At 23.0% G+C, this 24,581-nt stretch carries 23 protein-coding genes, 1 other RNA gene and 1 pseudogene; 7 read left to right on the top strand and 18 right to left on the bottom strand.

Annotated elements, in window-relative coordinates; translation table 11 throughout:
• Positions 1-307 precede the first annotated feature (307 nt).
• Together dapA and D9V59_RS00455 are read left to right on the top strand one after the other, a co-directional pair.
• Complete coding sequence (gene dapA, locus D9V59_RS00460; protein ID WP_158364032.1) at positions 308-1,183, top strand: 4-hydroxy-tetrahydrodipicolinate synthase; 876 nt, start codon at positions 308-310, stop codon at positions 1,181-1,183.
• Positions 1,170-1,424 (top strand): hypothetical protein, encoded by a 255-nt coding sequence (locus tag D9V59_RS00455; RefSeq protein ID WP_158364030.1) that lies wholly within the window; start codon positions 1,170-1,172, stop codon positions 1,422-1,424. The genes dapA and D9V59_RS00455 overlap by 14 nt, the downstream gene beginning before the upstream one ends.
• A gap of 138 nt (positions 1,425-1,562) precedes the next feature.
• Here the strand turns inward: D9V59_RS00455 and dapE are convergent, their stop codons facing one another.
• From dapE to D9V59_RS00435, 4 genes are all read right to left on the bottom strand, one after another.
• On the bottom strand, positions 1,563-2,690 hold the full coding sequence (dapE, locus tag D9V59_RS00450) for a succinyl-diaminopimelate desuccinylase (protein ID WP_158364028.1): 1,128 nt from the start codon (positions 2,688-2,690) through the stop codon (positions 1,563-1,565).
• Between the two features lie 101 nt (positions 2,691-2,791).
• Positions 2,792-4,789 carry a transketolase gene (tkt, locus tag D9V59_RS00445; protein ID WP_158364026.1) on the bottom strand — a complete coding sequence of 666 codons (1,998 nt, stop codon included), beginning with the start codon at positions 4,787-4,789 and terminating at the stop codon, positions 2,792-2,794.
• A 50-nt stretch (positions 4,790-4,839) separates the two neighbouring features.
• Positions 4,840-5,790: a transaldolase gene (gene tal, locus D9V59_RS00440; protein ID WP_158364024.1), complete on the bottom strand. Its 951-nt coding sequence runs from the start codon at positions 5,788-5,790 to the stop codon at positions 4,840-4,842.
• A 239-nt stretch (positions 5,791-6,029) separates the two neighbouring features.
• Positions 6,030-7,235, bottom strand: coding sequence for a beta-ketoacyl synthase N-terminal-like domain-containing protein (locus tag D9V59_RS00435; protein WP_158364022.1), 1,206 nt, complete (start codon positions 7,233-7,235; stop codon positions 6,030-6,032).
• A 151-nt stretch (positions 7,236-7,386) separates the two neighbouring features.
• On the opposite strand from D9V59_RS00435, the gene rsmI reads away from it, so the two are divergent.
• Positions 7,387-8,241, top strand: coding sequence for a 16S rRNA (cytidine(1402)-2'-O)-methyltransferase (gene rsmI / locus D9V59_RS00430; RefSeq protein WP_158364020.1), 855 nt, complete (start codon positions 7,387-7,389; stop codon positions 8,239-8,241).
• A gap of 26 nt (positions 8,242-8,267) precedes the next feature.
• Positions 8,268-8,644, top strand: an RNA gene (gene rnpB, locus D9V59_RS00425) — RNase P RNA component class A.
• Between the two features lie 77 nt (positions 8,645-8,721).
• Here rnpB and pmbA read toward each other — a convergent pair.
• Entirely contained in the window at positions 8,722-10,068 is a 1,347-nt protein-coding gene (gene pmbA / locus D9V59_RS00420) for a metalloprotease PmbA (RefSeq protein ID WP_158364018.1), read from the bottom strand.
• 190 nt (positions 10,069-10,258) lie between these two features.
• On the opposite strand from pmbA, the gene ppa reads away from it, so the two are divergent.
• Complete coding sequence (gene ppa / locus D9V59_RS00415) at positions 10,259-10,786, top strand: inorganic diphosphatase (protein ID WP_158364016.1); 528 nt, start codon at positions 10,259-10,261, stop codon at positions 10,784-10,786.
• Between the two features lie 40 nt (positions 10,787-10,826).
• Here the strand turns inward: ppa and D9V59_RS00410 are convergent, their stop codons facing one another.
• Positions 10,827-13,727 (bottom strand): translocation/assembly module TamB, encoded by a 2,901-nt coding sequence (locus D9V59_RS00410; protein WP_158364014.1) that lies wholly within the window; start codon positions 13,725-13,727, stop codon positions 10,827-10,829.
• 181 nt (positions 13,728-13,908) lie between these two features.
• Here D9V59_RS00410 and rpmB point away from each other — a divergent pair, with 181 nt between their 5' ends.
• Together rpmB and rpmG are read left to right on the top strand one after the other, a co-directional pair.
• A complete protein-coding gene (rpmB, locus tag D9V59_RS00405) occupies positions 13,909-14,136 on the top strand; it encodes a 50S ribosomal protein L28 (protein ID WP_158364012.1) in 228 nt (75 codons plus the stop codon).
• Between the two features lie 10 nt (positions 14,137-14,146).
• Positions 14,147-14,314: a 50S ribosomal protein L33 gene (gene rpmG, locus D9V59_RS00400; RefSeq protein ID WP_158364010.1), complete on the top strand. Its 168-nt coding sequence runs from the start codon at positions 14,147-14,149 to the stop codon at positions 14,312-14,314.
• Between the two features lie 162 nt (positions 14,315-14,476).
• On the opposite strand, the gene fliR is transcribed toward rpmG, so the two are convergent.
• The 12 genes and pseudogenes from fliR to fliF all read right to left on the bottom strand — a co-directional run bounded on the left by fliR (position 14,477) and on the right by fliF (position 24,541).
• Positions 14,477-15,253, bottom strand: a complete 777-nt coding sequence (gene fliR / locus D9V59_RS00395) for a flagellar biosynthetic protein FliR (RefSeq protein WP_158364008.1) — start codon at positions 15,251-15,253, stop codon at positions 14,477-14,479.
• Entirely contained in the window at positions 15,253-15,522 is a 270-nt protein-coding gene (gene fliQ / locus D9V59_RS00390) for a flagellar biosynthesis protein FliQ (protein WP_158364006.1), read from the bottom strand. The genes fliR and fliQ overlap by 1 nt, the downstream gene beginning before the upstream one ends.
• A gap of 67 nt (positions 15,523-15,589) precedes the next feature.
• Positions 15,590-16,324, bottom strand: coding sequence for a flagellar type III secretion system pore protein FliP (fliP, locus tag D9V59_RS00385; protein ID WP_261979416.1), 735 nt, complete (start codon positions 16,322-16,324; stop codon positions 15,590-15,592).
• A 33-nt stretch (positions 16,325-16,357) separates the two neighbouring features.
• Positions 16,358-16,717: pseudogene (fliO, locus tag D9V59_RS03135) on the bottom strand (flagellar biosynthetic protein FliO); the annotation flags it as partial.
• A gap of 10 nt (positions 16,718-16,727) precedes the next feature.
• A complete protein-coding gene (fliN, locus tag D9V59_RS00380) occupies positions 16,728-17,105 on the bottom strand; it encodes a flagellar motor switch protein FliN (protein ID WP_222836973.1) in 378 nt (125 codons plus the stop codon).
• Positions 17,098-18,027, bottom strand: coding sequence for a FliM/FliN family flagellar motor switch protein (locus D9V59_RS00375; RefSeq protein ID WP_158364000.1), 930 nt, complete (start codon positions 18,025-18,027; stop codon positions 17,098-17,100). The genes fliN and D9V59_RS00375 overlap by 8 nt, the downstream gene beginning before the upstream one ends.
• A 111-nt stretch (positions 18,028-18,138) precedes the next feature.
• The gene (locus tag D9V59_RS00370; RefSeq protein WP_158363998.1) at positions 18,139-19,305 is read right to left on the bottom strand and encodes a flagellar hook-length control protein FliK; all 1,167 of its coding nucleotides are present in this window, start codon (positions 19,303-19,305) and stop codon (positions 18,139-18,141) included.
• A gap of 5 nt (positions 19,306-19,310) precedes the next feature.
• Positions 19,311-19,757, bottom strand: coding sequence for a flagellar export protein FliJ (locus D9V59_RS00365; RefSeq protein WP_158363996.1), 447 nt, complete (start codon positions 19,755-19,757; stop codon positions 19,311-19,313).
• Between the two features lie 30 nt (positions 19,758-19,787).
• Positions 19,788-21,191, bottom strand: coding sequence for a FliI/YscN family ATPase (locus D9V59_RS00360; RefSeq protein ID WP_187308365.1), 1,404 nt, complete (start codon positions 21,189-21,191; stop codon positions 19,788-19,790).
• A complete protein-coding gene (locus D9V59_RS00355; RefSeq protein ID WP_158363994.1) occupies positions 21,146-21,826 on the bottom strand; it encodes a flagellar assembly protein FliH in 681 nt (226 codons plus the stop codon). The genes D9V59_RS00360 and D9V59_RS00355 overlap by 46 nt, the downstream gene beginning before the upstream one ends.
• Positions 21,819-22,814 (bottom strand): flagellar motor switch protein FliG, encoded by a 996-nt coding sequence (fliG, locus tag D9V59_RS00350; RefSeq protein WP_158363992.1) that lies wholly within the window; start codon positions 22,812-22,814, stop codon positions 21,819-21,821. Before fliG ends, D9V59_RS00355 begins: the two co-directional genes overlap by 8 nt.
• The gene (fliF, locus tag D9V59_RS00345) at positions 22,811-24,541 is read right to left on the bottom strand and encodes a flagellar basal-body MS-ring/collar protein FliF (RefSeq protein ID WP_158363990.1); all 1,731 of its coding nucleotides are present in this window, start codon (positions 24,539-24,541) and stop codon (positions 22,811-22,813) included. The genes fliG and fliF overlap by 4 nt, the downstream gene beginning before the upstream one ends.
• Positions 24,542-24,581 lie beyond the last annotated feature (40 nt).

The following is a 24,581-nucleotide window of genomic DNA, read 5'->3' as shown; positions in this document are numbered from 1 at the left end:
ATATTTTTAATCATAATATGTACAAAAAAAATATTTTCTTTACATAAAAAACATTTTTAATGTTTATTAAACATGAGTTTTAAAAACTTATATAAAATATTTTAATAAAAAAGCAAGAAATTAATATTGATAACAGTATATTTTTTATCATGACATAATTAACAAACTATAATGAAAGATATCTATATGACATTCATATTTAAAATTAAATTATATTTTTAAAATATTATTCTTATGATTTCTATATACTTGATTTTAATTTATATCAAACATACCATAAAATATTTTTTATGCAGGAGAACAGATAATGTTTACAGGAAGTATTGTTGCGCTAATTACACCCATGGATGAAAAAGGTCATATTTGTCGTACTAGTTTAAAAAAATTAATTGATTATCATGTAATCAATAAAACTAAAGCTATTGTTTCTATTGGAACTACTGGAGAATCAGCAACACTTAGTCAAGAAGAACATATAAATGTCGTTATGCTTACTTTAGAATTAGCAGATCAACGAATTCCTATTATAGCAGGAACAGGAGCTAATGCTACAACAGAAGCTATATCTTTAACTAAAAGATTTGAAAAATCTGGAATTGCAGGATGCTTAAGCGTTACACCATATTACAATAAACCTACTCAAGAAGGATTATATCAACATTTCAAAGCTATTTCAGAAAATACAGAACTACCACAAATTTTATACAATGTTCCTAGTCGTACTGGATGTGATTTACTACCAGAAACAGTTTCTAAGTTATCTAAATTTAATAATATAATAGGCATTAAAGAAGCCACAGGAGATTTATCACGGATTAATAAAATTAAACAATTAGTAAAAAATGATTTTTTATTGATTAGTGGAGATGACATTACCGCATTAGATTTTATACAATTAGGTGGTCATGGTGTAATATCAGTAACTGCAAATGTTGCAGCAAAAGAAATTAGAAAAATTTGTGAATACGCATTAAAAGGAGATTTTGCTAAGGCAAGATCTATAAACAAACGCTTAACATTATTGCATGAAGCGTTATTTATAGAACCCAATCCTATTCCAGTAAAATGGCTGGCTAAAAAAATAGGATTGATAAAAAGCGATACGCTTCGTTTACCAATGACTCCGATTTTACATTCTACACGTTTACAACTTGAAAAAGCTATTCAATATGCTAATTTGTAAAAACTATAAAAAATTCTTTAAAATTATAACGCTTCAAATTTTAAATATATTTTTAATAACATCATGTACATTAAAAGATTTTAAAAGTAATGATTGTGATTTTAACTGTTCAAAAAATTCATTGCAAACATTAATCATTCCGAATGGTACTAGTTTTCCTGATAAAAACAAAGAATACAGTATTCCTTATACAAAAAAAGATTTAAAACAAAAAAATTACAATATATTTCCTCCTATGTAAATAAATAATTGTTCAATAAAATTTTTAAAATTAAATAATTATAAAGAGCATTTGGTGCAGATTATCTTTATGATATTCTGCATCATCGATTGTAATAAATAAAAAATCATAGTGTTATATATAAAAATTTTAAAAAAATTATGTTAATATTTTTTTTAAAATATCTTCATAAATACTACTTAATAACTTTAAATCAGATATTTTTACACATTCATTTACTTTATGAATAGTATTGTTCGTTAATCCTAATTCAACTACTTCTGATCCCATTAAAGAAATAAATCGACCATCAGAAGTTCCTCCAGAAGTAGATAAAATAGGTTTTTTTTTATTAAAATTTAAAATAGATTCTACTATTGTTTCTATTAACAAACCTTTTTTTGTAAGAAATGGTTTTCCCGAAAAAATCCATTCTATACTATAATTAATATTTTTTGCATCTAATATCTTGATAATTTTAGATTTAATTTCTTTTTCAGAAATTTCTGTACTAAATCGAATATTAAATTGAACAAATAAAGTACCTGGAATAATATTACTTGTTCCATCTCCCGCATGAATATTTGCAACGTTAATACTACTAGGAGAAAAAAAAATATTTCCATTATCTAATTTAATAGATAATATTTCTAAAATTATAGGCAATCCTTTATGAATTGGATTGTCTGCTAAATCAGGATATGCAATATGACCTTGTATTCCATGAATAATTAAATTAGCTGTAATTGAACCCCTTCTACCATTTTTTACAACATCACCAACTACACTAGTGCTAGACGGTTCTCCAACTATACAATAATCAATTTTATCATTTTTAGATATTAAATATTCTACTACTTTTATAGTACCATGAAGAGCATTGGACTCTTCATCTGAAGTAATTAAAAAAGATAAACGTCCTTTATGATTAGGAAATTTATTTATAAACCTTTCAGTTGCAACAACCATGGCAGCTAAAGCGCCTTTCATATCAGAAGCGCCTCTACCAAATAAATATCCGTCTTTAATAATTGGATCAAAAGGATTGGTGTTCCAATCTTCTTTTTTTCCTGGTGAAACTACATCTGTATGACCTAAAAATGTTAATGTTTCCCCAGAACCTTTAACAGCCCAAAAATTTTTTGTATTTTTAATATTAATTTTTATAATTTCGAAACCTATAGTGCGCAAACGTTGTATTATAATATCTTGACAACCTAAATCTTTTGGACTAATAGATGGAATTGAGATTAATTGTTGTGCTAATTTAGTAATTGAATTAATCATATTTTTTCCTAATTCAATATTTTTATATATTATAAATATGCTGTTTTTTAGAAAATGGGGCTTTAAGTGCCCCATAAATTTAAATTTTTTAAATAAAAAAATTAAGATTTTAATAAAGTTATTGACTTATTCACAATATTTTCTATAGTAAAGTTAAATTCTTTAAATAAATCTTTTGCTGGAGCAGATTTCCCAAATGTTTTCATTCCAATAATTAAACCATTAATACCTACATATTTATACCAAAAATCTTTTATACTTGCTTCAATTGCAACTCTTTTAACAACACAAGATGGTAAGACAAATTCTTTATAAGAATCATTTTGTCTATCAAAAACATTTGTAGAAGGCATAGAAACAACACGTACAGAATATCCTAAAGAAGCAATTTTTTTAGAAGCAAGTAAAGTTATATTTAACTCTGAACCAGTTGATATAAAAATAATATCCAGTGGTTTTTTAGAATCAAACAATATATAAGCTCCATAAGAAATATTAGATAATTGTTTAGAATCTCTATGAAATTGTGGAAGATTTTGACGAGATAAAATCAAAGCTGTAGGTCCTGATTTTTTTTCAATGGCATTTTTCCAAGCTATTGCTGTTTCTACTTGATCACTTGGCCTCCAAACATCTATATTTGGAGTCATTCTTAAATTAGCTAACTGTTCTATTGGTTGATGTGTAGGACCATCTTCTCCTAAACCAATTGAATCATGAGTATATATAAAAATATGTTTAGTATTCATCAATGCAGCCATACGAACTGCATTACGTGCATATTCTACAAACATTAAAAATGTAGCAGTATAAGGAATAAAACCTCCATGATGAGATATGCCGTTTGCAATAGCAGTCATGCCAAACTCTCGAACTCCATAATGAATATAATTGCCAGATAAATTCTCTGAAATTGACTTGCATGAAGACCACATGGTTAGATTGCTAGGCGATAAATCAGCTGATCCTCCAATTAATTCAGGTAAAATTTTAGAAAATTCTTCTAATGTATTTTGTGAAGCCTTACGACTGGCAATATTTTGTTGATTATTTTGTAAAAAATGAATATAATTCTGCGTTTCATTATTCCAATTTAAAGGTAAATTTTTATTTACTCGTCTTAAATATTCATTAAATAAATCAGGATATTTTAACTGATACGAAGAAAATATTTTATTCCATTTTCTTTCAAGCAAACAACCTTGTTCTATAAAATTCCATTTTTTATAAATTTTATCAGGTATTTCAAAAGGAGGATATTTCCAGTTTAATGTTTTTCTTATTAAAGCAATTTCTTTTTGTCCTAAAGGAGAACCATGTGATTCTGCTGTTCCTGATTTATTTGGAGAACCAAATCCTATAATAGTATTACAAATAATGAGAGAAGGTTGTTCTTTTATTGATTGTGCTTCTATAATTCCTTTTTTAATTGAATCTGGATTATGACCATCTATATTATTTACTACATGCCAATTATAAGATTTAAAACGTTGTTCTGTATCATCTGTAAACCAATTCGATATATTTCCATCTATTGAAATATTGTTTTTATCATATAAAACAATCAATTTACCTAGTTTTAAAGTTCCTGCTAAAGAGCATGCTTCATGAGAAATACCTTCCATTAAACAACCATCACCTACAAATACCCAAGTGTAATGATTAACTATATCATGATCTGGTCGATTAAAATAAGAACTCAAAGTTCTTTCTGCAATAGCCATTCCAACAGCATTAGCCAATCCTTGTCCTAATGGACCGGTTGTTATTTCAACACCAGGAGTTTCACCTATTTCAGGATGTCCTGGAGTTTTTGAATTCAATTTTCTAAAATTTTTTAGATCTGTTATTGATAAATCATATCCTGTTAAATGCAATAAGCTATACAATAGCATAGAACCATGACCATTAGATAATATAAAACGATCACGATCGTGCCAGTTAGGATTATTTGGATTATGTTTTAAAAAATTTCTCCATAATACTTCAGCAATATCAGCCATACCCATAGGCATTCCAGGATGTCCTGATTGCGCGCGTTCTACACTATCAATGCTTAATATACGAATTGCGTCAGCTAATTCTTTTTGCGAACACATATGTTTTCCTTGTATTTAAAATATTCAATATTATTTAAATTTTTAAAAATTTATATTTTTTTAGCAAGAATTTGCTCTAAATATAACTGATCTCTACCAAAATTTCTTATACCTTCTGAAAGCTTTTCAACTGCCATAGCATCCTGGTTGTGTTCCCATCGAAATTCTTCTTCAGAAAGCGCAATTGGAGGAATATAATGAACATTAGGAGGGATAAGTTTTCTTTTTATTTTTTTAGTATTAGATTCTAATTCTTTCAATAAATTAGGAGAAATAGTTAATCGATCACATCCAGACAAATGTAATATTTGATTAATATTACGAAAACTCGCCCCCATTATTATAGTTTTATAATTATATTTCTTATAATAATCATATATTTTACAAACAGATAAAACACCAGGATCTTTTTCAAAAGAAGATGTAGATAATAAATTTTGAGAAACATACCAATCATAAATGCGACCAACAAAAGGAGATATTAAAAATACATTTGATTCTGCGCAAGCACGTGCTTGTGCAAAAGAAAATAAAAGTGTTAAATTACAAAAAATATCATCTTTTTGAAGTTCTTCTGAAGCTTTTATACATTCCCATGTAGATGCTAATTTAATTAAAACTCTATTTCTAGGAATTCCTTGTTCTTCATATAGTTTGATTATTTTTTGTGCTTTTAAAATGCATTTTTCTGTACTAAAAGATAATCGTGCATCAACTTCACTAGAAATATAACCAGGTATATATTTTAAAATTTCTACTCCTATGTCTACTAATATTTTATCACTTGCATTAACTATTTTATCTTTATATAAACCTCCTTTTTTGTTAGCATATTGCACAGCTTGATCAATAAATCTTTTATTTTTATTCAAACTTACTGCTTGAAGTATTAAAGATGGATTAGTAGTTGCATCTTGTGGTTTATATTTACAAATCGATTCTATATCACTAGTATCTGCAACAACAATTGAAAATTGTTTTAATAAATTTAATTGATTCATATTTAAAGGCTCTATTTTTTAAAAAACACAATGTAAATTATATACAAAATATATGTTTAATATAAAATTAGTTCACTATTCTTAATAAAGAAGATCATATTAATATTTTAAATATTAAAATAATTTTTTTGTTGAAAATCATTTAAATATATAAAAAAATACATGATTATTTATATTAAAAAAGTTTAAAAAACTAAATTTTTATGTACATATTTAAAATAATATCTTTATGTTAAAAATTAGTATTTTTTAATTATTAAGCATGCATTTGTACCACCAAAACCAAAACTATTAGACATAGCTGTATTAAATTTGATATTTATAGTCTTTTGAATAATATTCATATTTTTTGCATAAGGTTCTAAATTTTCAATATTAATCGAAGGAGCTATAAAATTATGTTGTAACATTAATAACGTATAAATGATTTCATGTACTCCTGAAGCTCCTAAAGAATGACCTGTCATTGATTTTGTTGCAGAAATCATTGGTTTTTTTTCTTTTAAAAATACTTTTTTAATTGCTTTTAATTCCGTTAGATCTCCAGTTTTAGTAGAAGTTCCATGCACATTTAAATAATCAATAGATAAACTTTTATTTCTTCTAGCTATATTCATGCACCGTACTGCCCCACAACCTGAAGGAGAAACCATGTTTAATCCATCAGAAGTTGCAGCATATCCAATGATTTCTGCATAAATATGAGCAGATCGAGATAAAGCATAATTTAATTCTTCAATAACTAATATTCCTGCACCACCAGAAATAACAAAGCCATCACGATCAACATCATATACCCGTGATGCTTTTATAGGATTATTATTAAATCTAGTAGAAAGAACTCGCATTGCATCAAATTGAGAAGCTAGTTCTACACTTATTGCTTCAGCCCCACCTGCAAAGATAAGATCTTGTTTTCCAAATTGAATTAGTTCAAATGCACTACCAATACAATGTGCTGAAGTAGCGCAAGCTGAACTTATAGAATAATTTATACCATGAATTTTAAATAAAGTAGATAAACAAGCAGATATTCCAGATGGCATAGTTTTAATTGCAGTATAAGGACTAATTAAATTTTTTTTAATATTATTAATATTATTTTTTAAAGAAAAAATTGAAGAACAACCTGAACCAACAATTATTCCTACACGAGAGTTATTTTGATACTCTCTACTACATATTTTAGAATCTTTAATAGCTTCTATCATTGCTAAAAAGGAATATTTTGAAGCATTGTTCATAAATCGAGACATTTTTTTTGTCATAAGATTTGTATTTTTTAATTTAATATTACCCCAAATTCTACTTCGCATGCCTAACTGTTGCATTTCTTCTGAAAATGTGATGCCAGAAATACCATTATATAAAGAATTACAAACTTCTTTCTTACTATTACCAATACTAGAAATAATGCCAAAACCTGTTATAACTACTCGTCTCACTTATATTCCTTAGAATTATTAATGAATTTAACATAATTCAATTATTTATATAAAATATATTACTTTAATACAAAACAATATAAAAAATAAAATATTTTTCTCAAAAAAATATAATATATAATTACAGTATAAAAAATTTTATGGAAAAAAAATGAATAAATTTTATCTTGGTATTCTTTATATTGTACCTACTCCTATCGGTAACTTATCAGATATTACACATAGAGCATTAAAAACTCTAAAAGATGTACAAATTATTGCTGTTGAGAATATTAAACATACAAGTATTTTGCTAAAACATTTTAATATTAAAAATCGTCTATTTTTAATGAATAAGGATAATGAAACAAAACAAAGTGATAATTTAATTAAAGAATTAAAAAAAGGGAAAAATATTGCTTTAGTTTCTAATGCAGGAACTCCAATTATAAATGATCCTGGAAATTTTTTAATAAAGAAATGTCATTTTTTTAATATAAAAGTAATTCCATTACCAGGAGCTTGTGCTGCAATTACAGCATTAAGTGCTTCTGGAATAATGAATAATCGATTCTGTTATGAAGGATTTTTGCCTTCTAAAAAAAAATTAAGATGTAATTTGCTAAAGTCTTTAAAAGAAGAAACTCGAACAATTATTTTTTATGAATCTAAATATCGTATTATTGAAAGTATACAAGACATAATAGAACAAATAGATAAAAATAGATATATAGTAATTGCTCGAGAAATTACAAAAAAATGGGAATGTATTCATGGAGAAAAGGCAAAATTAATGCTTGAATGGTTAAAGGAAGACAGATGTCGTTATAAAGGAGAAATGGTTATTATTATAGATGGATTTAAAAATCTTAAAAAAGATCATTTATCTCAAAAAATATTAGAGACTTTTACAACATTAAGAAATTTTATTTCATTAAAAACATCAGTCTTAGTTACTTCAAAAATACATAATATTAATAAAAATAATTTATATCAATACGCAATCAAAAATAAACATGACAAATAAAATTAAACAATATATAATTTATTTTAGAAGTTGACCAAACAGTCGCTGTTTAATTCTAAAAAATTAAAAAGAGGAAAGTCCGGGCTCCAGAGAGCAGGGTGCCAGATAACATCTGGAAAGCGTAAGCTTATGACTAGTGCCACAGAAAAAAAACCACCTATTCTTGTTAAAATATTTTAATAAAAATATGGCCAGGGTGAAAAGGTGTGGTAAGAGCACACCGCATAATTGGCAACAATTTATGGCATGGTAAACTCCACCCGGAGCAAAGCCAAATATAGGGAATTTGTATTGCTCGTACTATAGAAACCTGGGTAGGCTGCTTGAATTAGTAAGTGATTACTAATCTAGATGAATGACTGTTAAAAACACACAGAACCCGGCTTATAGGTCAACTTTCTATAAAGTTAAATTTCAAACTTTATTGTATAAAGGTAATAAAGATATTACCTTTAATCAATCTATTATAATATTAAGTAATTAAGAACTAATTCCTGAAATTTGCATTTCAGATACTAAAATTGAACCGCATTGAATATCATTCCTTCTATCGATATCAGAACTTATATTTAAAATATTCCGCCACATATTTTTTAAATTTCCAGATATAGTAATTTCATTAACTGGATATGAAATCATTCCTTTTTCAACCCAAAAACCTACTGCTCCACGTGAATAATTACCACTTACAATATCTACACCTTGCCCCATTAATTCAATTATCAATACACCTTGATACATTTTTTCTAAAAGTTTTTTAAAGGATATATTATTATGTGACACCAACCAATTATGAATACCACCACAATTACCTGTACTTTCTAAATTTAATTTACGAGCATTGTAAGTGTTTAATAACCAAGTCTTTAAAATTCCATTTTGAATAATGAATTTATTATTTGTAGAAACACCTTCATTGTCAAATGGTTTACTGCCTAAACCTTTTTGTAAATGAGGCTGTTCTTCAATATTCAACCAATCAGGAAAAATTTTTTTTTCTAAACTGTCAATTAAAAATGTAGATTTTTGATAAACATTGTCACCACTAATAGAACTAACAAGATGAGAAAAAAAACTATGAGATATTTCTGAAGAAAAAATTATTGGAGATTTTATAGTTGATATTTTTTTTGAATTTAGTCTAGATATAACACGTTTCGCAGTTTTTTGACCCAATATTTTTACATCTTCTAAATCATCTATTTTTCTTGAAATAGAATAATCAAAATCTCTCTGCATTGAATATTGATCTTGAGCAATCATGCAATTATACATTGAATAACGAGTAGATTTATATTTTTCTAACATCCCTAAACTATTTCCAAAAATATTAATAGTAAGATGACTATTAAAACAACTACCTTCGCTATGAATAATTCTTTGATCAAATTTAAATGCTTCTTTCTCTGATAGAATACAGAATTCAATTGCCTTTTTAATATCAAATTCGCATGGATAAAACAAATCGAGATTTTTAGCATTAAAACATAATAATTTTATATTTGGTAATCCTGAAAAAAAATCAGAAGAAGAATATTTAGAAATATGCATAGCTATTTCTAGCATTTTTTTAATACTATTAATACTAAAATCTTTAGATGAAACAGTACCTTTAGAAAATTTATTATACACAGTAATGTATAATGCACCATCACTATTAAATTCAGCATTTTCCAAAATGCTATTTCTTACATTTACACTAATACCTATTGTTTTTTTAATATATACTTCAACAGAAGTAGTTTGATTTAAAGCAAGTTGAAGTGTTTTTTTTACTGTATTTAAAAGCAATGATTCTTCTTTTTCTATCTCTTTAATCAATTGCATTTATAAATCCTCAAAAAATATTTTTTTTATATAAATATTATATTAAAAAATATTGAAAATTAAAATAAGTTAATTTATTAAAGTATAGATATAATTACTAGTCAATGTTACTATTTATTGAAAAATATAGTCTTATTCACTGAAGATGTGAAAATAGAAAATTAATTAAAAATAATATTTAGGAATAAAAATGAACATAAATAAAATTATTGCAGGCAAAAATATACCTAATGATATATATGTTATTATAGAAATCTCATCAAACTCGTCTCCTATAAAATATGAAATGGATAAAGAATCAGGAATGCTTTTTGTTGATCGATTCATACCTACTCCTATGTTTTATCCCTGTAATTATGGATATATCAATCAAACTTTATCTTTAGACGGTGACCCATTAGACGTTTTAGTACCTTCTCATTATCCAATACAATCAAATTCTGTAATTCATTGCAAACCTATCGGAATATTAAAAATGCGTGATGAATCTGGAGATGATGCCAAAATAATAGCAGTACCTAATAGCAAAATTACTCAAGAATATCAAAATATTAATGATATATCAGATTTATCAGAATTATTAAAAAAGCAAATTTCTTATTTTTTTCAAAATTATAAAAAATTAGAAAAAGAAAAATGGGTAGAAATTATTGGATGGGGTAACTATGAAGATGCAAAATTAGAAATTGAGATTGCATATAATCGTGCTAAAAAATAAATATAAAATATTTTTCTAGATGAATATAAATTTTAAAAAATTAAAAAATAAAGTCTTTTTCGTGAATTTTAAAGCAAAAAAAAGGAAATTTTACATATCCAATTAAATTATATTTTGATAATAAATAGTGCAAATTTAATTGAGAAGATAATTTTAATTTAATTTTAGGAAAAATCACAATTTCTATTTTTTTGCTATTAAACAATAGATTCCATTCTAGATCCGATGAATTTTTTAAGATTGATTGTAATTTAAATAATATTTCTCCTTCTTTCATAATAACTTCTTGGTTAATTTTTATACTATCTATTTTATCTAAAAAATAAGGAAAAAATAAAGTCATATATTTTAGTATATTATTACTTTTAATAAAAATATCTTTAAAACTAACATCAGCCGATATTTCAGGCTGATATACAGTTCCAAAAATTTTTATTTTACTATTCAATTTACCTTTAACTTGTTTAAAATTTGTAGTAAAAAAATTTAAAAAAGAAATAGGAAAATTAGAAATAATAAAATTACCTTCTATATTTTTTCTATTATAAAGATCTATAATATTTAAATATCCAATAATATTATTATACTTTAATAAAGTATTGTTTTTTTTGCCAACTATTTTACTTCTTAAAGTATTATTAATAATGTTAATAGAAAGTTTTAAATAATCAATATTTTCAAAAAAAAATTTTTCTTCTGTATTTTTTTCTAATTTTATATTTTTTCCTGTTAAAAATATTTTACCATCAGAAATTTTTTTTCCTAAAATCCATTTTAATTTTGCATTAATAGATACTTCACTTTTAAAATTAGTAGAAAAATTATTAAACATATTACATAAATGTTTCTTTGTTTCATATGAAGTAAACAAAAACATATCTATGTTATTTATATTTTTTTTATATAAATCATTAATATTATAAGTATTAATATAAGAAATTAAAGAACTTTTTTTAATAGATATTTTACTAAAAATAGTTTTAATTTTTAATTTTTTAAATTCACTATACCAATGCCCTGTCTTACTATTGATAACTTCATTTAATATCACATTTATATATAAATGATCACTTTTTAATAAAAAATGAAATTTTTGCTGATAATAATTCCATTTAGTTTGAATATTTAAAGAATTTATATGAAAATTAGAAAAATCGATATTTTTTGTATTTATAGAAACATTGCCAGAATAAGTATTCTTGCAATTTATTTTGGTAAATATTTTAATACTATTCAAATATATGCCGTTCCAACTTATATCATTTCCAAAAAATTCACCAGTAACAGCAGGAAGTGTATATTGACTATAAGATTTTACTTTTCCTTTTATTTTGCCTTTTAAATCTGGTACAAAATAATCTAAGTTATTAGCATTTATAGATGAATAAATATCATATTTATCTGCTAATAAACCTTGAATATATAATTCATTATTGCCTGCAAACAAATGTAAACCAGGAATTTTTAAAAAATGAAAATTTTTATAATGTAATGAACCTAATATAGATAGCTTCTTTTTCATAAAATTACTATTTAAACGTATTTTAGGAGCATATATGTTATATATATTATTATCTAATTTACCTAATAAATTAATTTTACCTATTAATTTTAGTATATATTGATTATATGTACTATTTTTTTTTGAATTACTAATATTAGTGCTATTTCCTATTTTTTTAATAGGAAAAATTTTAATTTTTTTTAAAAAAATATTTTTTAAATTACCTTTTCCATAGATACCAATAAACATTGAAGGCATGCTTTGAATATTTAAAATGTTTTTTAAAGATAAAGAATAATTGTTTATTTTCCCTCTTAAAATGCCCTGAATTTTATTTAAACTTAAATTAAAATCTTTTCTTATAGGAAAAACTAAATCATAAATTTTTAATCGCATATAAAATGGATAATTTAAATTATCTAATAATATAATTCCATTAATATTTACTTTATATAAATTAAAAGTTTTTAATTTAAATTTAAATTTCTTATCTAAATTGACTTGAAATAAAAATTTCATAATTTTATTATGTAATGTCGGTATAAATATTTTATTTTTAATAATACATGAAATAGAATAATCTTTATGAAAAACAATTTTTCCATAATATTGCATTTTAAAAAAAGAAGAATTAATTTGTGCTTTTTGTATTTTTAAAATATTATTTTTTATATTTGCTTTTAATTGAACTTCAAATAAACTTTTTTCTTTATAATTTATGAAATTTATTTTGTTGCATTTTAAAAATTTTAAATTAATATTTAATGAAATAAATATTTTGGGTTTATTAGCAATATGATATAATATGTTATATATTTTTTTGGAATTATTAAGATTTTTAATAAAATTAAATTTTTTAAATTCATATTTTTTTTGAGTATTAGTTTTTGAAGAAGATACATCAATATCGTCAATATAAGTAGGGAATATAATAATATTATTACCAACTAATTCTATACCACTTAAAATATTTAAAAATGACATATTTATTATAGAACTTTCTAATAGCATATTATCTATATATATTTTCTTAAAAATTATAGGATATTTAATAAATAAATCATTTTTTTTATTATTAATAGATAAACTTTTTACATTAGTAAAATTATATTTATTTTTTTTTAAAGAAATGATTAAGTTTTGAACTTTAACTTCTTTAAAAATTGTAGATTTTTTGAATAAAGATTTTATATCAATAACAAAATTGATACTATTTGCTTTAATAGAAATTCCATCAATATTATATTTAATATTTTTTAAAGTAAAATTTCGCCAATTTCCTGATATTTCTTCTGCATTTAATCCTATAAAAAAACGACTAGTACAATTAAAAATCCATTTAAATCCTATATTACTTTCGATAAATAATAAAAAAATAACAAATAAAATAGAAAAAAAAATCAAAGATTTAGATAAATATCTCTGATATGTACTCATAAAATTACCCTGATTAATATTTGTTTATCTAAATTACATATGTTTCTAAAAATTATAAATAACAAAATTTTTACTATCTTAAAATATATAGTTAAATCTAGAAAAATTAAACAACTATTATAGTTATTTATAATATGTTAAAATATTTTTTATATTTAATATAATTTAAAAGAGTAAAATTATGTCTCGTATATGTCAAGTTACTGGAAAAAAAAGAATGATTGGTAATAATCGTTCTCATGCTATGAATGCAACTAAAAGAAATTTTTTAACGAATATTAAATATCATAGATTTTGGCTTGCTGACGAAAAAAGATTTATTAAGTTACGTGTTTCAGCCAATGGAATGCGTTGTATTGATAAAAAAGGAATTGAAATTATTATAAAAAACATAAATATTAAAAAATAAAGGTTATTGAATGGCTAAAAAAACTCGAGAAAAAATAAAAATGATTTCGTCTGCTGGTACTGGTCACTATTATACTACGACTAAAAATAAAAGAAATACCCCAGATAAACTAAAGTTTAAAAAATATGATCCTATCGTTCGAAAACATGTTTTATATCATGAAGGAAAGATAAAATAAAAAAAATTATAATGTGAAATTTTTTTATTCTATTTCTTAAAAAATTAAAGTATAATTTTTTTAAAATTATACTTTATTTAAGATAATTTAACAATTATATTAAAAATGTAAACAGAACGATTATATAATAAAATTATAACATAAATTTTATTTAACAAAAAACTATATCTGTATAAAAAGATCAGATATAAAAAATATTGATTCATGTAACATTTTTTCAAAAAAAGGAAACATAGAAGATATTAAAAAATATAATACTAAAATACCTGTCAATAAATTTAATGGAAACCCAATTGAAAAAATAGATATTTGAGGAGATAAACGATTTAATAAACTCATCGTAAAACTGATCACTAATAAAATTATCATTATTGGTAAAATTAATAAAAGACCATTTAAAAAAATGGTGCTAGAAAACTGTAATAAAATAAAGAAAACATTGATGTTCAAAAAATAAGTATCAATGGGCATTGTATAAAAACTATCTATTAGCATAGATATTAAATAAAGATGAGCGTTAAAAACAAGAAAAAACAATAAAGTTAAAATGTTTAGTAAACGCGATATTATAGAAGTGCCAATATAGTTATTATTATTAAAAAAGGCTGCAAATGATAAACCCATTTGCAAACCTATAACTTCTCCAGCAAAATTTACTGTAATAAATAAAAATTGTGCAATAAAACCTAAAACAATACCAATTAATATTTGTTGAAATAATAACAATAGTCCAAAAAAAGAAAATAGAGGAGTATGGGTTTCCGGTAAAAAAGGAAATATTAAAAAACTTATCACGCAAGATAAAATTATTTTATTTTTTTTATTTATTAATTTATAATTAAAAATTGGAGCAATAGAAAAAAAAGATAAAATTCGTACCATAGGCCAAAAAAAACTGCTAATTAACGTTATCAACTGAACAGTATTAAACGTTAACATTATTTAATAATCAATGGTATGTTGTTAAATAAATTACGCATATAATCTAGCATAATATTCAACATCCAAGGTCCAAATATTGCAATAACGCCTAAAATAGAAATAATTTTAGGAATAAAAGATAAAGTTTGTTCATTAATTTGTGTAGCAGCTTGTAAAATACTAATAATTAAACCACTAAATAAAATTGCCAATAACAATGGTGATGCAAGCATTAATGTAATTTTCATAGCATCATGAAACAATTGCATTATATATTCAGATGTCATAAATAAACATTTCCATTTTTAAAATTAATTTAAAATTTTTTATAATACAAAAATATTAATAAAGAAATTATGTATTAAAACTTTGTGCTAATGAAGCAATCAATAGTTGCCATCCATCTACTAATACAAATAACATTAATTTAAAAGGCAAAGAAATGGTTGAAGGTGGCACCATCATCATCCCGAGAGCCATTAATACACTAGCTACAACCAAATCAATAATTAAAAAAGGTATAAAAATTGTAAATCCAATTTGAAAAGCAGTTTTTAATTCACTAGTGATAAAAGATGGTAATAAAATTCTCATAGGTATTTCATTTTTATTTTGATAAAACGAAACATGTGCTAATTTTGAAAATAATTCTAAATCAGTTATACGTGTTTGATTAATCATGAATTTTTTTAAAGGTAATGAACCTTTTATAATAGCGTCTTCCATGTTTATTTTTTCTTCACTAAATGGTATATAAGCATCTTTATAAATTTTATCAAATGTTGGAGACATAATAAAAAAAGTTAAAAATAAAGCTAATCCTAGCAATATTTGATTTGAAGGTGCATATGGTGTTCCTAATGCATTCCTTAGTAAACCAAAAACAATAACAATTCTTGTAAAACTAGTCATCATTAAAAGAAATGCAGGAAGAAAAGTTAATGATGTTAAAAAAACTAGTGTTTGTACCGGTACGGACCAAGTTTGTCCTCCATCATCTAAAATATGACTTGTTATACCAGGCAATTCGGCACGAACTGTTGGACAAAAGAATAATAGAAATAAAAATGGAATAATTCGATAAAACATTTTTTTTTTCCAGAATATTTTAAAAAAATTTTTAAAAAAATTTTTTTTGAATAAATTATTGTCTATTTTACTTATTGGTTTATTTTTTAAAATAGATGGTAATATATGTAAGCAAGTAATATTTTTTGTAGTAACGCCTAATACTAATTTTACTTTTTCTACTTCTATAAGAATAACTGATTCATTTGATCCAACAGATAATTTATCTATAATTTTCATACAAGATGTCGTATTATTAATTTTAAAAGCAGAAATTTTTTTTAAAATCCATATAAAAATAAATATTAATAATATTATTTGAGATAATGAAATGACTATTTGAAAAAATTTTTCATTATTGAATATAGTCTGAAAATTATTTGATATTGATAGAAAAAATTCATTATTTTTCATAATTTTCAATTCAAGATGAAATGTTAATAGTTTCTAAAGAATTTTTAATACGCGTAATGCGAAGTCCATATTTTTCTTCTAAAACTACAATTTCACCAGATGCAATTAAATGACCATTAATAAAAATATCTAAAGGTTCTTTTATTAATTTATCTAAAATTAACATACTTCCTTTTGAAAGACTAAGAAAATCTTTAATTTTTATTTTTGATCTTCCTAATTCTACACTTAAATCAACAATGGTATCTAATATAATTTTTTTATTATCGACAATTTTTTGAGTATTTTTAAAATTATTTTTATTTTCGCTTTTTTTGGAAAATAAATTTTCATCAGTATCTTGATTATTCGGTATTATTTTTTCAAAATTTGATTCTATATTATTCATGAGATTCATCCTTATTGATATTACATTCTAAATGAGAATCAATAAATTCTTCTATAAAAAAAATAGATTGCTCGTGAAATCTTCTATATTTACCAGTCAATATAGGAACATTATTTATATATCCTGTAATGTTGTTAGGATTTTGTATAGACAAAATATCTCCAACTGATAAACTATAAAATTTCTCACAAGATATAGAAATTTTATTAATTTTAAAAATTATATTTAATGTAACATTACGTATATCATTTAAAGTTATTTGTCGTGTTTTATTTATATTTAAAGAAATTTTTTTATTATTAATTTTTTTAAATATTAGGAATGGCATTAAAATTCTAAAAGAAACTCGTACATGATTAATATTAAACTTAAAATAGTTAATTAAAAATATTTTATTAGAATCAAAATTTGAATCTTTCAAATGGTTAATTATTTTGGTATTAGTAAATTTTACTTCAGAAGAAAAATGTTTTTTATAAACATGAGACAAAATATTTATTATAATTTCATTAATTTTATTATTGATAATAACTTCAGTAGAAGTTATATCAATTTTTTTATGAAAATTATTTTTTGAACAACCTTGACCTCCAAACAAAATATCTATTATAACAGATAAAAAATTACAAGAAAAAACTATAAAAGATTGATTTTTATAAGGAGAAATATCTATTGTATTATAATATTTAAAGTTTTGTATACTATCTTTATTAAAATTATAGGATCTTACTTGAATGTTAAAAGACACTAATTCTACACTATTTTTAATAAAATTAGAAAAATCTATTATGAATTTTTCAATAAAATTAAAATTGATATCTTCTAACATTTGAATTTGATCTTCTTTTAAAAAATTATATATTTCTTTTTCCCTTTGATATATTTTTTTAATTTTATTATGAAAATTACTACTTTCCGCCATTTATATACCTCTCAGGCAAAAGTTATTAGAAGATAATTTATCAAATACTCTTATTATTAAGCAATATAATTAATTTAATTTATGTATCAAAAATATATTTTATGTGTTTTTTTAAACGTATATATCAATTGATTTGTATTTTATTTCTTCTAAATTGTTTTTATATTTATTTGAATTACTTCTTAATTTATATGTATCAAAAATATTGTTATATAAAAATTTTTTATGATTGATTAAATTTTTATTTTTAAAAGAACTATAAATATTAAATTTTTTTAATTTAATACCCTTTTTCTTTAATGCATCACGTAAAAAAGACATATGATTATCTAGAAAAGTTCTTACTTCATTACTATAAGAAATAAAATTTAACATTGCTTGATTGTTATTTTTTATATTAATATTAATATGAATAGTACCTAAAAATTCTGGTTTTAAATGAATTTCTGCTTTATTATTTTTATTTGCAATAGAAAAAAGTATTTTTTGACTAATTAATTTATTCAACTTAATTATTTTTTTTTCGTTACTTAAAAATAACGGTAATTTAAATGATTTAATATCTTCTTTTTCTTTTTTATCAAATTCTTTTGATAAAAATTTCTGATTAATAAAAATTTCTATTGGGTTTTTATTTTTAGAAGAAAGAAAAGTATTTTTTTGATTTTTAATATTTTCAAGATAGTAAAAATTTTTTTCATTTTTTAAAAATTTTATGTTTTTTCTATCTTCATAAAAAAAATTCTTATTTTTTTGAAAAAATTCATTATTTAGTTTTTTTAAATAAAGATTATGTGTTTGGTTGAAATTCTTTAGTGGATTAATCTGAAGTAATGTATATTTATTTTCATGCAATTTATTACATAATGACTCGTTTTCTGAAATCCTGTATTCTTCTAAATTTTTTTCTGTTTTTTTAGGAATATTAAAGTCTTTTACATAATTACCATTGTAGTGTTTATCTATTTTTTTTTCTGACGTATTATCTTTTTTAGCATCAGAACTAATGCAATTATCTTGAGATTTTAAAGATATACTTTCTTTTTGATTCACAATATTTAATAAGTTACTAATTACAAAATTATTGGCAATAATACTACTTTGATCATCTTTTTTTTTATCTGTTAAAACATTGTCAAATTCTCTTTCTTGTCTGATTAAAAATTTATTTAATTGATTAAAAATTGATTGAGATAAATCTGTTGAATAAATAAGATTATCATTCTTATTAGATAAGTCTTGTTTATCTAGTGATATACTATAAATTATATCTAACATTGTAATCAACTTCCTTTTTTAAAAAATTTTAATTGAAAATAATTATCATACAATGTATGCTCTTTGATTTTTTTTATTTTTAACATTTTTTTATTGCATATATTATACAAATACTCCCAAGTTTTTAATTTTTTTTTATTAAGAAACCAACTATTTAAGTTTTCTTGAATTTTTTTTTCATTTTTTTGTATTAAATTTATGTTTCTTTTAATATTTAAATTTAATTTTAAAATAAAGTTATTATAATTATTCCACTTATATACATACATGCCGGAAATTAAATTATTATTCATATTAAACATATATTCTTCTTTATATTTATTTAATAAATTTTGTTGTTCGTTATATTGTTCTCTTTTCATATAAAGATTTTTAATATCGATGATTTTTTTTTCTATTTTTTGTGTTTGTATTTTTTTTAAAATAGAAAATACGTTCTTTTTATATTTCATTATTATAATTTATCCAATAGCATGAAAATACTAAAGAAATATTTCTTTTAATCGTTCATAAGAAATATGAAAATCGCTTTGTTCTGATATCTCTTGCTGTAAAAATTTCTCTATTTTTGGCCAAATTTTAATAGCATGATCTAAAACTACATCTGAACCACTAATATAAGCTCCTACATTTATTAAATCTTTATTTCTATGATAAGAAGAGACTATCTTTTTAAAATAAGAAGCTTGATGGTTGTGTTTTAAACTAATAATATCAGGCATAACACGACTAATAGAAGATTCAATATCAATTGCAGGATAATGACCTAAATCAGCATAATAACGAGACAATATAATATGTCCATCCAATACAGAACGAGCAAGATACGAAACTGGATCTTGTTCATCTTCATCTTCTGTTAAAACAGTATAAAATGCAGTAATAGATCCTTTATATTCATCACTAATCCCTACTCGTTCTATCAAATTTGAAATTTTTGAAAATATAGAAGCTGCGTAACCTTTGGTGATTGGTAATTCTCCTAAAGATAATGATATTTCTCTTTCTGCCATAGCATAACGAGTCAAAGAGTCCATAATTAATAATACATGTTTATTTTTTTTAGAAAAATACTCCGCTATACTAGTTGCATAAGATGCTGCTTGTATTCTTAATAAAGGAGATACGTCAACAGGAGCTGCAATGACTACTGATCGAGATAATCCTTGTTTACCAAGTATTTTTTCTATAAAATTTTTTACTTCGCGACCTCTTTCTCCAATTAGCGCAATTATAATAATATCGGCTTTCGTATATTTTGCCATCATGCCAAGCAAAACACTTTTTCCGAGTCCAGAAGTAGAAAAAATTCCTATTTTTTGACCTCTTCCAATCGTTAGCAATCCATTGATAGAACGTATACCAGTATCTAATACTTCAGTGATTGGTTTTCTATTCCAAGGATTAATCTTATTATTTTTAATAATAGTGTAATATTTAGAATCTAATTGAGGCAATCCATCTAATGGTTCTCCTCTACCATCTAATACTCTTCCTAATAATTTCATTCCTAATGGCATTTTTTTTATAATAGAATTCGTAGTATTATCACTTATTTTTAAAAAAACACGAGCACCTGGAATCACACCATAAATTTCTTCTGAAGATAATAATAAAGTCTTTTTTTCTAAAAATCCTACAACTTCAGCATGAATATATTTCTTATCTATTATTCGTTCAATATAACATTGGGTACCAATAGGAATTTGTAACCCTATAACTTCTAAAATTAAACCATTAATGCCCACAAGACGACCATGATTAATAATATTTGGAAGCTTATCAACGCTTTTTTCAAAAGAAGAAAATTTATTTAATAATTTTAAAAATCTTAAATGCATTAATATTCCTCTTTTAAACAAATAAGACGATATAATTCTTGCCATCTAGCATTAACTGTAGAATCTATATCAACATTTTCTGATTTTACCTTAAAACTATTTAAATCTACATTATTATCATATAACAATGTCCATTTATAAGAATTTAAAAATTTTTTTAACATTTTTTCTATTAAATTTTTATTATCAGGATGAACTATAAGTTGCGGTTTTGTTAAAAAAACACCATCTTGATCAATAACTTTTTTTATATAATTTAATAACATTGATTTATCAATATCAATTTTTTTTCCTATTACATAAGAAGAAACTTTTAAAATAATATTAAATAGTCGAGAAGATAATGCATTTTCAAATGCAGAAAAAGAATTTTCAAAATCTAAAAGAAAACTATTTATTTTTTTTTCTAAAAAAAGATTTTTTTCTTTATTAGATAAACATCCTTTTTCAAATCCTAATTTATAGGATTCTGTTTTTTTTAAATCTTTTTCTAGATTTTTAGTCGTTTTATTTATATTTTCTTCATTTTTTCTATTAAGTATATCTGTATTTGTGAAAAAATCTTCTTGTTTTAATTTATGTGAATAATATATAGTTTTTATATTGTTTTTATCTTTATTTAAAAAAATTTTTTTTGGATACCAATGTATCCAATTTTTTTCTAAAATCGAATTAATCATAATATTCTCTTAAGCTTTTTAATGAAACATCTCCATGGTCTATAATACTTTTAATCATAAGTAAAATTAGCTTTTGTTCATTTTTTATAGAACGATTAGAAATATAAGATTTTTTGTTTAAACTTATAGATAATTGATTAAATTTGTTTTCTGACATATTTTTAAAAAATTTTTCTCTAAGAACTAAGCTAGTATTTTGCAATGCAATATATAATTTTTCTTGTTCTATATGTTGAATTAAAATTTTAATATACTTATCATCTAAATCTATTAAATTTTCAAACAAAAATGTTTCTTTAATAATTTTATCTGCAATTTTTTGATCAATTTTTCTAATGTTAATAATTGTTTGTTTTTCATGTTGAATTTTCATTAAATTCAATAATCTAGCTGCAGTTTTGATTCCTCCTTTCTCAGATAAAATAAATTTTTTATGTTGCAACAAGTTCTCAATGACTCTATTTAATTCTAATAAAATAGATTCTTCAATTCCATTGAATTCTATAATTTTTAAGATAATTTGCGCACGTTTTTTATCATCAAAAAATGAAAGGACTTTAGATGATTGGTTTTTATCTAAATATATGAGTATTATAACAATAATTTGAAGATGTTCGTTATTTAATAAAAAAGCTAGTTTTTCAGCTTTTATGTAATTAAGCGCTTCGATAGAATTTTTAGCATTACGAATTTGTAACGTTTCTTGAAAAAGAGAATTTCCTTTTTTTTCTCCTAATGCTTTAATTAATACATTCATAAGATAATTATCACTATCATTGCAATTAAAAAAATCGTTCTTTATAGCAAGAGTATAACATTCAGAAAGTATGCTATTTAACGTTTTGGTAGAAACAATTTTAATATTTGCCATAGAAGCAATTAATTCTTGAACTTCAAAAGGAGTTAAATTTTTTAATATTTCTCCTGCTTGATCAGCTCCTATTGACATTAATAATAATGCACTTTTTTCAGTACCATTTAAAATCATATTTTATCACTCATCCATTGACGAATAATCAACGCTATAGTACGTGGATTCTCATTAGATATATTAGAAATTTGATCAATTAATTTATCTTTATTTACATTATTCTGAACATTTACTTGAGTAATATTGTGTTCTACATCGTTGTTTTTTTCTAAATTATATTTTTCTATATTTTTTTCTATACGTTCTTTTTGATTTTTAATAGATTGAGTTCTACAATTATCATTTTTCGAAAAAGGACAAATATATTTTTTTAACAAAATTAAAAGAAGTAAAAAAGAAAAAAACCATGGAGAATAAGTAAACAAACATTCTGATAAATTAAATGTATTCAAATTATTTAATTTAACTGGCATATTATTTTTATATTGAGCAAAGGATTCATTAACAAGATGAATGCTATCTCTTCGAGATTTAGAATAACCCATAGCTTCACGTATTAAATTTTTAATGTTTTCTATTTTATCTGCACTTAAAGGAACATATTTTCCGTTTTTATCTTTAATAAAATTCACTATAACTGCAGCTGATAATCTTTTAATTTCTCCTATATTCATTTTAGTATGTGATACGCTATGATTTAATTCATAATTAATAGTATTATCATAATTAATATTAGAACTTGAAGAATTATTGTTATTATTATTCTTTGTTTCTTTATCTTTTACAGATATTTCTTTATCTTTTACAGAATTTAAATTATTTTTATATTGATTATTGTTTAAGGATTTTTTATTAAAATAAATATTATTAGAATCACTATTAGATAAAGAATTAGGCATTATTACTTTTTTGCTTTCTTGTTCTATTTGATCATGAACGCTTGTTTGATGTGAACGTATTGACTGATTATTATGATTAGTATTAGGTGAATATTTTTCCTGTGTTTTTTCTTGAGCATTAAAATCTATTTGTGCTGTTACTTGAGCGTAAATATTTCCTTTGCCTAATAATGGTTCTAAAATATTCTTTATTCTATTACTATAACGAGATTCAATTTCTTCAACATACTTAAATTTTGAATTATTAATTTGATTGTATCCTAAAGAGGGTTGATTTAATAACGTTCCTAATTGATCTACGATTGTAATATTTTTTACTGAAAGATTAGGTATACTACTTGCAATTAAATGTAATATTGCATTGATTTGATCTGAATTTAAGAACCTTCCAGGTTGAAGTTCTAATACAACTGAAGCGGAAGATTTTTTTTTATCTTCTAAAAATAATGATGATTTAGGAAATGCTATATGTATTCTAGCACTTTTCACAACATTAATTCTTTGTATAGTTCTAGCTAATTCTCCTTCTAAAGCACGGTGATAATTAATTTCTTCATTAAATTGACTAGCTCCAAATTTTGCTTTATCTAATAATTCAAAACCAATTCCATCTCCTCGAGGAATATTTTTTTCTGCTAATTTTAATCGAATATCATAAACTTTATTTTTTGGAACTGATATTTGACCTGAAATATCAGTAAATTTATAAGGAATTTGCATTTGATTCAATTGATTAATAACAGCGCTACTATCTTCATTCGACAAATGATTATATAATACTTCATACTCAGGATTTTTAATCCATATAGAAACAGATACAGCGGTAATAACTGCTACTATTAATAAAATAATTAAAATACGAGAATTCTTTAAAAAACGAGGCAATAAATTATTGAATTTTTTTGTCTCTTCTAAAACTGAATCTTCTATAGCGCTAAAATTCATGAAATTTTCCTATTTGATAGTTAGTTATAACTAATTTGGT

This window comes from Buchnera aphidicola (Artemisaphis artemisicola) (assembly GCF_005082365.1).
Classification (GTDB): Bacteria; Pseudomonadota; Gammaproteobacteria; order Enterobacterales; family Enterobacteriaceae; genus Buchnera; species Buchnera aphidicola_AR.
Note: the sequence above shows the minus strand (reverse complement) of the source record. Positions and strands in the feature narration are given on the sequence as shown.

What these genes read in the sequence shown, in the direction of transcription:
- dapA (WP_158364032.1), top strand. Translation starts at nt 308, where the DNA reads ATGTTTACAGGAAGTATTGTTGCGCTAATTACACCCATGGATGAAAAA.
- D9V59_RS00455 (WP_158364030.1), top strand. Translation starts at nt 1,170, where the DNA reads ATGCTAATTTGTAAAAACTATAAAAAATTCTTTAAAATTATAACGCTT.
- dapE (WP_158364028.1), bottom strand. Translation starts at nt 2,690, where the DNA reads ATGATTAATTCAATTACTAAATTAGCACAACAATTAATCTCAATTCCA.
- tkt (WP_158364026.1), bottom strand. Translation starts at nt 4,789, where the DNA reads ATGTGTTCGCAAAAAGAATTAGCTGACGCAATTCGTATATTAAGCATT.
- tal (WP_158364024.1), bottom strand. Translation starts at nt 5,790, where the DNA reads ATGAATCAATTAAATTTATTAAAACAATTTTCAATTGTTGTTGCAGAT.
- rsmI (WP_158364020.1), top strand. Translation starts at nt 7,387, where the DNA reads ATGAATAAATTTTATCTTGGTATTCTTTATATTGTACCTACTCCTATC.
- pmbA (WP_158364018.1), bottom strand. Translation starts at nt 10,068, where the DNA reads ATGCAATTGATTAAAGAGATAGAAAAAGAAGAATCATTGCTTTTAAAT.
- ppa (WP_158364016.1), top strand. Translation starts at nt 10,259, where the DNA reads ATGAACATAAATAAAATTATTGCAGGCAAAAATATACCTAATGATATA.
- D9V59_RS00410 (WP_158364014.1), bottom strand. Translation starts at nt 13,727, where the DNA reads ATGAGTACATATCAGAGATATTTATCTAAATCTTTGATTTTTTTTTCT.
- rpmB (WP_158364012.1), top strand. Translation starts at nt 13,909, where the DNA reads ATGTCTCGTATATGTCAAGTTACTGGAAAAAAAAGAATGATTGGTAAT.
- rpmG (WP_158364010.1), top strand. Translation starts at nt 14,147, where the DNA reads ATGGCTAAAAAAACTCGAGAAAAAATAAAAATGATTTCGTCTGCTGGT.
- fliR (WP_158364008.1), bottom strand. Translation starts at nt 15,253, where the DNA reads ATGTTAACGTTTAATACTGTTCAGTTGATAACGTTAATTAGCAGTTTT.
- fliQ (WP_158364006.1), bottom strand. Translation starts at nt 15,522, where the DNA reads ATGACATCTGAATATATAATGCAATTGTTTCATGATGCTATGAAAATT.
- fliP (WP_261979416.1), bottom strand. Translation starts at nt 16,324, where the DNA reads ATGTTTTATCGAATTATTCCATTTTTATTTCTATTATTCTTTTGTCCA.
- fliN (WP_222836973.1), bottom strand. Translation starts at nt 17,105, where the DNA reads ATGAATAATATAGAATCAAATTTTGAAAAAATAATACCGAATAATCAA.
- D9V59_RS00375 (WP_158364000.1), bottom strand. Translation starts at nt 18,027, where the DNA reads ATGGCGGAAAGTAGTAATTTTCATAATAAAATTAAAAAAATATATCAA.
- D9V59_RS00370 (WP_158363998.1), bottom strand. Translation starts at nt 19,305, where the DNA reads ATGTTAGATATAATTTATAGTATATCACTAGATAAACAAGACTTATCT.
- D9V59_RS00365 (WP_158363996.1), bottom strand. Translation starts at nt 19,757, where the DNA reads ATGAAATATAAAAAGAACGTATTTTCTATTTTAAAAAAAATACAAACA.
- D9V59_RS00360 (WP_187308365.1), bottom strand. Translation starts at nt 21,191, where the DNA reads ATGGCAAGAATTATATCGTCTTATTTGTTTAAAAGAGGAATATTAATG.
- D9V59_RS00355 (WP_158363994.1), bottom strand. Translation starts at nt 21,826, where the DNA reads ATGATTAATTCGATTTTAGAAAAAAATTGGATACATTGGTATCCAAAA.
- fliG (WP_158363992.1), bottom strand. Translation starts at nt 22,814, where the DNA reads ATGATTTTAAATGGTACTGAAAAAAGTGCATTATTATTAATGTCAATA.
- fliF (WP_158363990.1), bottom strand. Translation starts at nt 24,541, where the DNA reads ATGAATTTTAGCGCTATAGAAGATTCAGTTTTAGAAGAGACAAAAAAA.